Annotated in this window: 7 protein-coding genes and 1 pseudogene; 1 reads left to right on the top strand and 7 read right to left on the bottom strand. The window is 51.3% G+C overall.

Annotated features, from left to right (window positions below):
* Nucleotides 1–35: 35 nt before the first annotated feature.
* Genes Q0J41_RS03810 through glgB form a run of 7 tightly spaced genes read right to left on the bottom strand, consistent with a single transcriptional unit; the run spans nucleotide 36 to nucleotide 11,727 of the window.
* Complete coding sequence (locus Q0J41_RS03810) at nucleotides 36–1,757, bottom strand: phospho-sugar mutase (RefSeq protein ID WP_296226338.1); 1,722 nt, start codon at nucleotides 1,755–1,757, stop codon at nucleotides 36–38.
* Between the two features lie 14 nt (nucleotides 1,758–1,771).
* Nucleotides 1,772–3,574 carry a glycoside hydrolase family 13 protein gene (locus Q0J41_RS03805; RefSeq protein ID WP_296226336.1) on the bottom strand — a complete coding sequence of 601 codons (1,803 nt, stop codon included), beginning with the start codon at nucleotides 3,572–3,574 and terminating at the stop codon, nucleotides 1,772–1,774.
* Between the two features lie 9 nt (nucleotides 3,575–3,583).
* Nucleotides 3,584–6,034 (bottom strand): glycogen/starch/alpha-glucan phosphorylase, encoded by a 2,451-nt coding sequence (locus tag Q0J41_RS03800; protein ID WP_296226335.1) that lies wholly within the window; start codon nucleotides 6,032–6,034, stop codon nucleotides 3,584–3,586.
* Nucleotides 6,035–6,058: 24 nt separating this feature from the next.
* Nucleotides 6,059–7,489 (bottom strand): glycogen synthase GlgA, encoded by a 1,431-nt coding sequence (glgA, locus tag Q0J41_RS03795; RefSeq protein ID WP_296226333.1) that lies wholly within the window; start codon nucleotides 7,487–7,489, stop codon nucleotides 6,059–6,061.
* A gap of 15 nt (nucleotides 7,490–7,504) precedes the next feature.
* Nucleotides 7,505–8,647 (bottom strand): glucose-1-phosphate adenylyltransferase subunit GlgD, encoded by a 1,143-nt coding sequence (glgD, locus tag Q0J41_RS03790; protein ID WP_296226331.1) that lies wholly within the window; start codon nucleotides 8,645–8,647, stop codon nucleotides 7,505–7,507.
* Nucleotides 8,634–9,782, bottom strand: coding sequence for a glucose-1-phosphate adenylyltransferase (locus tag Q0J41_RS03785; protein ID WP_296226330.1), 1,149 nt, complete (start codon nucleotides 9,780–9,782; stop codon nucleotides 8,634–8,636). The genes glgD and Q0J41_RS03785 overlap by 14 nt, the downstream gene beginning before the upstream one ends.
* 46 nt (nucleotides 9,783–9,828) lie before the next feature.
* Nucleotides 9,829–11,727, bottom strand: coding sequence for a 1,4-alpha-glucan branching protein GlgB (gene glgB / locus Q0J41_RS03780; protein WP_296226328.1), 1,899 nt, complete (start codon nucleotides 11,725–11,727; stop codon nucleotides 9,829–9,831).
* A 685-nt stretch (nucleotides 11,728–12,412) separates the two neighbouring features.
* Here glgB and Q0J41_RS03775 point away from each other — a divergent pair.
* A pseudogene (locus Q0J41_RS03775) lies at nucleotides 12,413–12,657 on the top strand (IS30 family transposase); the annotation flags it as partial.

Genomic DNA, 12,657 nt, shown 5'->3' with positions numbered 1-12,657 from the left:
GCGTTAGCGGTGCTTCTTTCTTTATGCTTTTAAAATTACTTCAGCAATTCGCTGATAGCGTCTTGGTAGCTTTCGGCTGCCTTTTCAGCAGTTGCGATGTCAGCCTTGTTGACGCCGACATAAGCCTTGATCACTGGTTCAGTACCTGATGGACGAAGGGCTACCCAAGTTTCGTCTTCCAGGAAGTACTTCAAGACGTTTGACTTCGGGAAGCCAGTCAATGGAGTTTCTTCACCATTTTCGACAGTAACTTGTTCTTGGTAGTCTTCGATCTTCAAGACCTTGACCCCGTTGATTTCGCTAAGGTGTTCACCACGCAACTTACTCATCAATTCAGCCATCTTCTTTTGCCCGCCGATCCCTGGCATTTCAATTGCCCGGGTAATTTCGTAGGCAACGCCGTACTTCTTCCAGATTTCTTGCAGGCCGTCAAAGACAGTCATGCCCTTAGAAGCGTAGTAGCTGGCAACTTCGGCGAACATCAAGGCCCCTTGCATGGCGTCCTTGTCACGGGCGAAGGCTTGGAAGAGGTAACCATAGCTTTCTTCAAAGCCCATCAGGAACTTGCCGTCCCCTTCCTTGTTCATCCGGTCGACTTCTTCACCGATGTACTTGAAGCCAGTCAAAACTGACTTGGTCTTGATGCCGAAGTCCTTGGCAATCTTGAATGGCAAGGCACTGGAGACGATTGAGGTAACGATTTCGTAGTCCGGAGTCAGCTTGCCTGAGTCCTTCAAGTTTTGCAGGAGGTAGTAAGACATCAAAGTAGCGATTTGGTTCCCAGTCAAAACCTGGAAGTCGCCCTTGTCAGTTCTTACGCAGGCTCCCATCCGGTCAGCGTCCGGGTCAGTAGCCACGATCATGTCAGCGCCGATTTCGTTGGCCAGTTCCACGCCTGGGTTGAAGACGTCACGGAATTCCGGGTTAGGCTTCTTGCAAGTTGGGAATTCCGGGTCCACAATTGCCTGGCTTGGTACTGGAACAACATTGCTGAAACCGCCCCGTCTGAAGGCGCGGTCATAAAGCATCTTGCCAGTCCCATGCAAAGGAGTGTAAACAATCTTCAGCTTGTCGGCGTTTTCCTTGATCATGTCCTTGTTGACATTGACCGTTTCCAGCTTGGCCAGGTAGGCTTCGTCAACGTCTTCACCGATCAATTGCAAAGTGCCTTCCGCGCGCAGCTTCTTGACTGGAGCTGCCTTAACGCTGAAGATGTCTTCAACCTTTTGCGCGTAGGCAAAGAGGCGGTCAGCGTTTTCCGGCCCCATTTGAGCACCGTCTTCGCCGTAAGCCTTGTAGCCGTTGTATTGCTTGGCATTGTGGGAAGCAGTGATGTTGATCCCGGCAAAGGTGTGCAGGTAGCGAACAGCGAAGGACAATTCCGGCGTTGGGCGCAGGTCGTCAAAGAGGTAGACGTGAATGCCGTGAGCCCCCAAAACGCGGGCAGCGTGAGTAGCCAGTTCGCGTGAGTTGTAGCGTGAGTCAAAGGAAATTACCACGCCCCGCTTCTTGGCTTCTTCGCCGTTTTCATCGATCAAGCGGGCCAAGCCTTCAGTTACCCGGCCGACCGTGAAGACATTGATCCGGTTGGTCCCTGGTTCCAGGAGCCCCCGCATGCCGGCCGTCCCAAAGTTAATGTCCTGGCCGAAGGCGTCTTCGATCCACTTCTCATCGCTACCCAGTTCAGCCATTTGTTCAGCCAAATCTTCCGGCAGAGCAGCTTGTTTCCATTGTTCAAAAATTTCTTTTGCGTCCATTTATATATTCCTTTTTATTCTTTTTCATTCCTGTCCAGCTTAACTGTCTTGAGCAGATAAGCCTTCTGAGCTATGCTTTCTTGATCCAGTATATCACTTACCAGCTCTCCAATCATCTCTGGCAGGCAATATAGCTGAAATTCTCCCGCGTCCAGGATCATATCCTGGTCGGTCCTATTGTAGCAGTAAATGACCAGTTCCCTTTGGTTGAAGCGGACCAGGGCGTTGATGCCGTAAGCAATCTTGACGTAGCCGACTTTCCCGTCGACCAAAGCCCGGTTTTCTCGCCGCCAGTGAGCCAGTTCCTTGACTTCTTTTTCCAAAAAGTCGCTTTCCTTGCCCCATGGGAAGTAGCGGCGGTTGTCCGGGTCCTTGTCCCCTTCCATGCCGGCTTCATCCCCGTAATAGACGCAGGGAACGCCAGGCACGGTGAACAAGAGGCCAAAGGCCAGGGCCACCAGTTTCTCGTCTCCCCCCAAGACGGTCTTGATTCTGGCCGTGTCGTGGGTGCCGATATTGTTCAAGCAGTTTTCCAGAAAGGCCTTAGGGTAGTTCTCAACCAGCTTCTCCAGGTCATTCAAGGCGGCCACTTCTTCCGTTTCGTTATTGGCCTGCAAGAGCGAAACGATAAAGTTGCGGACCGGATAGTTCATAGTCCCGGTTAAGTTGTCCCCGGCCACGTAAGTCCGGAATTCACTGTTAACAAACTTGTGGGAGGCGTCTTCCCAGACTTCCCCGATCAAGACATGACAGTCTTCGTTTTGCAGGCGCTCGCGGATCTCCCGCAAGAGCGGCATTGGAAGTTCGTCTGCCACGTCCAAGCGCCAGCCGTCGACATGCATCCGGGTCCACTTGGCTAAAACGCCGTCGGGCCCGCAGATGAAGTTCTGGTAGTCAGCATTATTCTTGTTGACTTCAGGAAGCGTGGTTACCCCCCACCAGGACTGGTACTTGGTCGGATAGTTAATGAAGTTGAACCAGGAATAGTAAGGTCCCGTCTTGTCCGTGACCGCGCTCAAGAAGTACTTGCTATCGGCCCCGACATGGTTGAAGACCCCGTCTAAGATCAAGGCAATCCTGTTTTTGTGCAGGTCCTTGATTAGGTTCTTGAAGTCTTCCTCGGTCCCCAGCATGGGGTCAATTTTCATGAAGTCCTGGGTGTCATAGCGGTGGTTGCTGGAAGACTGGAAGATCGGGTTCAAATAGATGGCCGTCACTCCCAAGTCCTTTAAATAGGAAATCTTTTGCCGGATACCTTCGAGGTTGCCGCCAAAAAAGTCCCAGCGGGCAATATCGCCATGCTCATCCTTAATGTAGTAAGGACTGTCTTCCTTAGTCGCGTAGATGAAACTATCTTTCTTGCAGCCCTGGACCTCCCCATGCGGGTTGCCGTTGTTGAAGCGGTCCGGGAAGATCTGGTAGACCACCCCCTGGGTGTACCAGGGAGCCTGCGGAACCGCCCGGTCATAGCAGGTCAGCTGGAAGGTCCGGATGTCCCGGCTATCCTGAGTGATCTCCCCGTCGCCAAAACCGTCCTGGCTTCTTTCCAGGAAGTAAAACTGTTCGTTTTGCTTGATGTTGAAGTAGTAGTAGTAGAGCCCGGAGCTGCCGATCTTGACGCTGGTCTCATACATCTTGCTTTCATCGTTGAAAGTCATGGGGTAAGCTACCGGCGACTCATTGTTTTTAGTCAGCCAAAGGGTAATCTCCTGGATTTCTTCATCGACTTCAACCGCCCACTTGACACTGGTATTGGCCTGCGTGGCGCCAAAGGGCTGCTTGTATTTAGTGTCCCAAGAATTAAATATAGCTCTCATCAGTCACTCTTACGCTTTCCCAGCGTCAATTTTCACCTTGTCCAGGTGCCAGATTTCACTGGCGTAGCGTTCAATGGTCTTGTCAGCGTCAAAGCGTTCAGAGTGAGCGATGTTGACCAGGCTCATCTGGGCCCATTGCCGCTTGTTTGCCCAAACCTTTTCAACCAGCTTCTGGGCCTTCAAGTAGGCTTCAAAGTCGGCCAGAACCAGGAATTCTTCGTTGTCCTTCAGGAAGTCGTCGTATAAGGCCCGGCCTTCGCTGACACAATCTGGAATCGTCCCGTCAATCAAGGCATCAACCGTCTTCTTTATGACCGGATCGCTTTCGTAAAGGTCACGTGGGTGGTAGGAGTGGTTTGCATAGTAGTTGTAAACTTCATCCTTGTCCAAACCGAAGGCAAAGATGTTGTCGCTGCCGACCGCGTCCTTGATTTCGATGTTGGCCCCGTCCATAGTGGCCACCGTCAAGGCCCCGTTGGCCATCAGCTTCATGTTGCTGGTCCCGCTGGCTTCCTTGGTGGTCGTTGAAATCTGTTCACTAAGGTCAGCGGCTGGAATGATTTGTTCAGCCAGGGAAACATTGTAGTTTTCCAGGAAGACAACCTTCAGCTTGCCCTTAATGTCTGGGTCATTGTTGACCAAATCAGCTACAGAGTTGATCACCTTGATGACCTGCTTGGCAAAGACATAGCTTGGAGCAGCGATAGCACCGAAGATGACTACCCGCTTCGGGTGGTCGATGCCGGCCTTGAGGTCTTGGTAGAGCTTCAGAACGTGGAGCAGCTTCAAAGTTTGCCGCTTGTAGGCGTGCAGACGCTTAACCTGGACGTCGAAGATGGCTTCCGGGTCAACTACGATGCCGGTCTTGTCCTTGATGACCTTGGCCAGCTTCTTCTTGTTGGCCAGCTTGATTTCCTGCAGGCTGGTCAAAGTTGCCGTGTCGTGGTAGTACTTTTCAAACTTCAGCATTTCCTTGCTGTCAAAGCGCCAGTTGCTCCCGATTGTCTTGTCCAAAAGTTTGGCCAGGTCCGGGTTGGCGATTTGGATCCAGCGGCGCAGGGTAATCCCGTTGGTCTTGTTGTTAAAGCGGTCTGGGTAGAGCTGGTAGAAGTCGCGCAAAACTTCAGTTTCCAACAGCTGAGTGTGCAAAGCTGCAACCCCGTTGACTGAGTGGGAACCGATGATGGCCAGGTGGGCCATGTGAACTTGCCCGTTCTTGACGATTCTAGTTCTTTCGATCACGTCACCGGAGACCTTGCCTTCCAGGCCAGCCACGTAGCGGCGGTCGATTTCCTTGATGATGTCAAACAGCCGCGGCAAAAGCTGGCTGAACATACCCACGTCCCACTTTTCCATGGCTTCAGCCATGATGGTGTGGTTGGTGTAGCTCATGACTTGAGCAGTGATTTCCCAAGCCTTGTCCCAGTCCATCCGGTATCTGTCGACCAAAAGGCGCATCATTTCAGCCACGCACATGGCCGGGTGGGTGTCGTTGATGTGAACGGCAACGTACTTCGGCAAATCTACCAGGCTTTCTTCACCGTAGTCCTTGATGAAGTTGTTTAAGATGCTCTGCAGACCAGCGGAAACAAAGAAGTATTCCTGCTTAAGGCGCAGAAGGCGGCCGTCATAGCTGGAGTCATCCGGGTAAAGGATGGAAGTCAAGTCTTCCACCTTCCGCCGGTCAGCAATTGACGGGTACTTCAATTCGTCTTCCGGGGCAATTTCCGCGTCCCACAGACGGAGGGTGTTAGCCACCCCGTTATGGTAGCCGACCATGGCCACGTCGTAAGGCACGGCCCGGACAACAGTAGCGCCTTCGTATTGCGGAGTCAGCCAGCCATTGTCGTCAACCATGTTGACCCGGCCGCCAAACTTAACCAAGACAGACTTGCTTTCCCGGCGGACTTCCCAGTAGTCCCCCTGCTTCAGCCAGTCGTTTGGCAATTCCTTTTGGTAACCGTTGACGAACTTTTGCTTAAAGAGACCGTACTTGTAGCGCAGGCCGTTACCGTTGCCGGCGTAGCCAGTTGAAGCTAAAGAGTCCATAAAGGCGGCAGCCAGCCGTCCCAGTCCCCCGTTCCCCAGCGCCATGTCTGGTTCAACAGCAGCGATTTCGTCCAGGTCAATGCCTAAGTCAGCCAGGGCCTCCTTGGCTGTGTCCAGCCAGCCCAGGTTGAGGAGGTTGCTTCTCAGCAAGGTCCCTGGCAGGAATTCAATTGAGAAGTAGTAGGCCTGCTTGTGGCCATTGGCACTTTCCGCGATCCGGGTTCTACGCCACTTGCTGGAATAGCCGTCACGGACCATTGAAGCCAAAGCAGCAAAGATGTCTTCCTTAGAAGCTTCCTCTACGCTTTCTTCAAAGTGCCGGTCCAGCTTGCTGGCCAATCTTTCCTTGAATTCTTCCGGAGTAATTTCCCGTAAATTACTGTTTATTGCTGATACTTTATTTGATTTCATACTCATCTTCCTCATCATTTTCGACTATCCCAGTAATTCACCGTACATCCATTGGTACTTGCTTGCTGAGTTCTTCCAGGAGAAGTCAGACCGCATGGCCGTTCTTTGTGCCTTGGCCCACTTTTCCTTTTCATGGTAGAGCTCCAGCATCTTCTTGATGGCTTCAACCATTTGGTAGCCGCTGAATTCGCGGAAGCCAAAGCCGGTACCTTCATTCTTGGTCTTGTCGTAAACCCAGACCGTGTCAGCCAGACCGCCGATTTGGTGGACGATTGGCAGGGTCCCGTAGCGCAGGCTGATCAGTTGTGACAAACCGCATGGTTCAAAGGCGGATGGCATCAAGAAGGAGTCAGCCCCAGCATAGATCTTTTGGGCCAGGTTGACGTCAAAGGCCAGGATCAGCTTGAACTTGTCCGGGTAGCGGCTGGCAATGTCGCTTAAGGCATGTTCATAGTACTGGTCACCGCTGCCCAGGATAACTACCTGCAGGTCAAATTGGAGAATGTTATCCAGTTCTTCCAAAAGCAGCTGGCAGCCCTTTTGGGCAGTCAAGCGGCTGACCATCCCGATAACCGGGGTAGTTGGGGCTACCGGCAGGCCAACCTGCTTTTGCAGGTCTGTCTTGTCGCGGCGCTTGTGCTTCAAGTGGTTGACGTCGTAGCGGACCTTGATGACCGGGTCAGTGTCCGGGTTGTACTTTTCAAAGTCGATCCCGTTCAAGATCCCGACCAGCTTGAAGTTGACTGAGCGGAGGATTTCATCCAGGCCCTGGCCAAATTCCGGCGTCTGGATTTCTTCAGCGTAGGACGGGCTGACCGTAGTTACCCGGTCGGCGTACAAGATCCCGGTCTTCATCCAGTTGACGTCGTTGTTAAAGCGGACGGTCCCGTTGTCGAACCATTCATAGCCCAGGCCGAAGAAGTTCGGCAGGGTCTTGGCGTCGTACTTGCCTTGGAATTCCAGGTTGTGGATGGTCAAGACAGTCTTGATGCCGCGGTAGGCATCGACAAAGCCCCACTTTCCCCGAAGCAGGAATGGGATGAAGGAAGTGTGGTAGTCATTGCAGTGCAGGATGTTTGGAATGAAGTTGAAGCGTTCCATCATCATGATTACAGCTTGCTGGAAGAAGGCGTAGCGTTCGCCGTCATCGTAGTAGCCGTAGATGCCTGGCCGCTTGAAGTAGTATTCATTGTCAATAAAGAAGTACTTGACCCCGTTCATTTCCAGGGTGAAGATCCCGCAGTACTGGTTCCGCCAACCAACTGGAACGTAGAAGTTGCCTTGGTATTCCAGCTTTTCCCGGTATTCTTCCGGCATGTCCTGGTAAAGGGGCAAAGCCACGCCGACCTCATCACCGTCTTTGGCCAGCTGGTTGGGCAGGGAGCCCAAAACATCGCCTAAGCCACCAGTCTTGAAGAAAGGCGCGCATTCGGCCCCGACAAATAAAACTCTCACGATTTTTCCTCCCGATTAATCCAGTACGAAGTCCTTGCTGATGACGCTGCCCTTCTTGATAACAACAGGGCTGTCAGGCTTGCCCTTGACGGTCACGCCCTTTTCGATCACCACGTTCTTGTCCAGGATGGCGTATTCAACGTCAGCCCCGCTCTTGAGCTTGCAGTTGGCCATGATTACGGCGTTCTTAGCAACAGAGTCCTTGGCAAAGTTTACTCTTCTGGAAACGACGCTGTTCTTGACTTCACCCTTGACCGTGCAGCCAGTAGAGATCAAGGTGTTCTTGACGTCAGATTCCTTGTCATAGTAAGTGCCGACTTCGTTTCTGATCCGGGTGATAATCTTTTGTTTGCCATAAAGGAGGGAGCCACGCTTGTCCTTTTCCAGCATGTCCAGGTTGGCCTGGTAGTAGCTGGCAATATCGTGGATGTTGCGCAGGTAGCCGGTGTATTCGTAAGCGTTGGCCTTTTCCTTAACGGCCAAGACAGCCAGACGTTCTGAAACGTCGTAGGAAGCCCCGCTCTTTTGGGCCTTTTCCAGTTCGTGGATCAGCCAGTCAGTGTCCATCACGTACACATTGGCTGAGAGGTTGAACGGGGCTTCGCTGGTCAGTTCGATAGCTTCTCTTTGCTCAATCACGACATTGTTGTCGCTTAAAACAAAGGTATGGTCGTCTGGGGCCAGGTTGTCCTTTTCCACCCGCTTGAAGACCGGAGTGATCCGATTGCCGTTGGATTGGTGGAAGTGCAGGATGGCCTTTAAGTCAAAGTTAGCTGCCATCTTGTTGCCGATGAAAACAGTATATGGCATCTTGCAGGTCTTAAGGAAGAGGATCAAGTCATCGAAGTAGTTCTCCCCTCTTGACCGGCGCCGCATCAAGTTCTGGTAGAAGTCCAGGTATTCGTAGGAACCGATCGTGTCCAGCCCCCATTCTTTGCCCCCGCCCAGGTGGTCTAGGTAAGAGCGGACCTTTTCCTGGCTGATCAAGGTGTAAATGTGGTTGATGTCAGCATTGACGATGCTGGAGAGGGCAAAGTCCATCAAACGGTACTTGCCGGCAAAGTAAAGAGTTGACAGGGCTCTTTCATCGGTCAGCGGCTTCAGATGGCTGTATTCGTGCTGGTTGCTGAAGATTGCACACATCTTACTTGTTTTCATTTGGTAACACTCCAATCTTTTCCTTGTTGCCGACTACGGCAATTTCCCCATTTTCTTCACCAACGACAGAGTTGCTACCGATCACGGCGCCTTCACCGACGATAGCCTTGGTGATCTTGACGTTCTTGCCGATCTTAGCGCCCGGCATGATGACTGAGTCAACAATCTCGCTGCCGCGCTGGACGTCAACGTTGGCTGAGATGATTGAGTGCTTGATCTTACCGTCAATGTAGCAGCCATCAACAATCATGGAGTCAGTTACTTCCGCGTTTTCCGTAATCATTTGCGGCGCGTCGATGGTGTTCTTGGAGTAGATCCGCCAGCTGCGGTCACCCAGGGCCAGGCCGTCAGAGCCGTCCAGGAATTCCATGTTGGCTTGCCAGAGAGAGTCGATGGTGCCGACATCCTTCCAGTAGCCTGAGAACTGGTAAGAGAAGACTCTTTCGTCGCTCTTCAGGTAGTAAGGGATGACGTCCTTGCCGAAGTCGACCATGTCGTCAGCCGTAGCAAAGCCCGCGGTCAGAACGTCGCGCAGCCGCTTCCAGTTGAAGATGTAGATCCCCATTGAAGCGTGGTTGCTCTTTGGTTCAGCAGGCTTTTCTTCAAATTCGATGATCCGGCCGCTGGAGTCGGTGTTCATGATCCCAAAACGCGGTGCTTCTTCCCAAGGCACGTCGATTACGGCCACAGTCAAGGAAGCGTGGTTCTTTTCGTGCTCTGCCAGCATGTCGGCGTAGTCCATCTTGTAGATGTGGTCACCAGACAGGATCAGAACATATTCCGGGTCTTGACTGTCAATGTAGTCGATGTTTTGGTAGATGGCGTGGGCGGTCCCTTCAAACCACTTGCTGCCGCCGTTGTCCGTGTATGGCTGCAGGATAGTGGCGCTGGAGTTCAAGCCGTCCAGACCCCAGCTGGAGCCGTTGCCGATGTGGTTGTTCAGCCGCAGCGGTTCGTATTGGGTGATGATGCCGACATTGCGCACGCCGGAGTTGGCGCAGTTGCTCAGCGGAAAGTCGATGATCCGGTAGCGGCCGCCGAATGGCACGGCCGGCTTAGCTTGATTGGCGGTCAGTTTGCCCAGCCGGGTCCCCTTACCCCCGGCTAAAATTAAACCTAGCATTTTTGTACTCATGGTTAAAATCCTTCCCTACTTATCTTTAATTTTTTATCACATTACATCAACGTTTCTTCGAACGCTTTCTCTTGATTGTTACCTGGTCAGGCTTGATGATCATGGCACTGAAGCCTGGCAGGTCAACAGAAATCTGGTAGTCGAAATTCTTGAATTTCTCCTCTGTGGTAGCCATTTCCTGTGGTTTCGCGGTCCAGTCGCCGCCAAATTCACTGCGTGAGCTGTTGAGGACTTCCTTATAAGTCCCTGGGTAAGGCACGCCGACTTTAAAGCCGTCGCGCTGAACTGGCGTGAAGTTGAGCAGGACAATCAAGAAATCATGCCGCACCTTCCCTTGCCTAATGAAGGAAAGAACGGACTGGTCGCGGTTGTCCGCGTCGATAATTTGGACTGACCGGTCTTCCCGTTCCAATTGCCACAAGGCCGGTTCGTTTAAGTAAAAGTGGTTCAGTTCCCGGTTGTACTTGAGCATTTTGGCGTTTAACTCATCACTTAAAGAAGACCACTCCAAGCCCTCTTGGTAACGCCATTCCAGGTACTGGCCGAATTCCCCGCCCATGAAGAGCAGTTTCTTGCCCGGGTAGGTCATCAGCATGGTATTCAAGTTCCGTAACTGGGCAAACTGCTTAGGCCGGTCGCCAAACATCTTGTTCATCAAGCTGCGCTTGCCGTGGACGACTTCGTCGTGGGACAGCGGCAAGATAAAGTTTTCACTCATCCGGTACATGAATGAGAAAGTCGACAGGTCAAAGTTGTCTTTGCGGAAGTAAGGGTCCATGGAATAGAAGCGGAGCACATCATTCATCCAGCCCATATTCCACTTGTAGTCAAAGCCCAGGCCTCCGTCTTCAACCCGGCCGGTGATCTTGACTTGGGAGGAGCTTTCTTCCGCGATCAAGATTCTTTCCGGGTGGATCCCCTTGATGGTCTTGTTGAACTTGTGGAGGAATTCAATCCCTTCGATATTGCGGTTGCCGCCATACTGGTCAGGCTTCCACTCGCCCGGTCCCCGGTCGTAGTCGCGGTAAAGCATGTTGGACACCGCGTCGACTCTGAGCCCGTCCAGGTGGTAGTATTCCAGCCAGAAAAGGGCGCTTGAGATCAAGAAGGACTGCACTTGCGGCTTGCCCAAGTCAAAGTTCAAGGCACCCCAGCCCTTGTTTTGGGCCCGCCAGCCTTCTTCAAATTCGTAGCAAGGCGTCCCGTCGTAGTAAGCCAGGGCATCGCTGTTGATGCAGAAGTGGCCTGGGACCCAGTCAGCCAAGACCCCGATGTTTTCCTTGTGGCAGGCTTCCACGAAGTCCTGCAGATCCCGCGGATCACCATATGCCCTCTCCAAGGCAAAGTAGCCGGTTGTCTGGTAGCCCCAGGAAGCATCGAGCGGGTGGGCGGTCAAAGGCAGGAATTCAATGTAGTTGAAGCCCTGTTCCTTAACGTAGGGAATCAGTTCCTTCTGCAAGTCACGCAGGGTGTAGAGGCTGCCGTCTTCATGCTGCTTCCAGGAGCTGGCATGCACCTCATAAATATTGATTGGCCGGGCAAAGTGGTTTGACCGCTTGTGCCAGCCGAACCAGGCCCCGTCAGTCCACCGCTTCTCCGGCAAGTTACTTACCACGGCAGCGTTGCCTGGCCGGTGTTCATATTCCAGGGCCATCGGGTCAAACTTCATGACTTCTTCCCCGTCAGCCTGCTTGACTAAGAATTTGTAAAGCTGACCAGGCTGGGCGCGGTCGGTTTCAACAGACCAAATTCCATAAGCATTCTGCTGCATGGGCAGGTCTTTCTCCCAATTGTTGAAATCGCCGACCAGCCAGACTTGCTGTGCTTTAGGCGCCCAGACGCGAAAGGAATAGCCATTTCCAGCCGCTTGGCAGCCAAGATAATTCTGCAGATAAAATTCATTGCCAGCGGCAAAGTTCTGTAAATGTTGCTCCAGCTCGTCCATTTCTTACCTCACTTTCTATAAAAACATCACAAATTATTCATAAGGACATCAAATAATTTCCACGTTAACGTTGTAAGCGTTTTTCGCTTACTTACATTATAAGCCATTTTTTGTTTTTTTCAGTATAAAAAATGACATTTCTCAAAAAAACGTTTTCTTCATAAAAAAACTAGATTCCATCTAAGTCTGCGCTTATTTTTTACCAGAAAAATCGAACAATTCGCTCAGCTTATAATGTGTGTAGTTTTACAAATAAGTAATACTATACTCTTATTTTACTTTCATTTGATTGCCAAATCACTTTAAAGCGCTTTCTCTATTAGGGGATAAAGAATATTAGTTATTTTAAAGCTGATTCTTTTTCATATATTTATATTATATTTCTTCTTTCTAAAATTATTACATTTTTCAATACTTTTTCAGAATTAATTTTTGTACATCCAAAGTATACGCGGCAGTAGAAGGATGAAAGTGAAAAGCCACCGGCAAGAGCCGGTGGCTGTGTTAATCATTTAGTTATTAAGTCCTTGGTAGACCATTTTCCCGATCCAGAAGAAGAGCAATAGCCAGAAAACAATGATAGGCAAGGCGTAGTACCATTTTTTAGGTTTGCCGCTGTCCCACATCCCCTGGCTCTTGCCCAGGCAGTCCGTCCTCAGGAATCAGCTTGATGATAAAAGTGACCAAAAGAGGCACAGTGTCCGTGTATACCGGCAATGTGAAGTGTGGTATAAAGCTGTCGAAGGGCAAAGCACTTACGAACTACATAGAAGCAAATGCGGCCGCAAGAGCTTGTTTCTTCACAGACATAAGTTCATCGACTATGTTTCCCACTGCTTCCATAATCAAGGCTGGTCTCTTGATGCTTGCGTGGGTTATGCTTTGGCCAAGGGAATCTTCCAGAAGGATCAGGTCGTATCAACCAAAACT

The sequence above is a fragment of the uncultured Lactobacillus sp. genome, from assembly GCF_944327175.1.
In the GTDB taxonomy this organism is placed as follows: Bacteria; Bacillota; Bacilli; order Lactobacillales; family Lactobacillaceae; genus Lactobacillus.
Note: the sequence above shows the minus strand (reverse complement) of the source record. Positions and strands in the feature narration are given on the sequence as shown.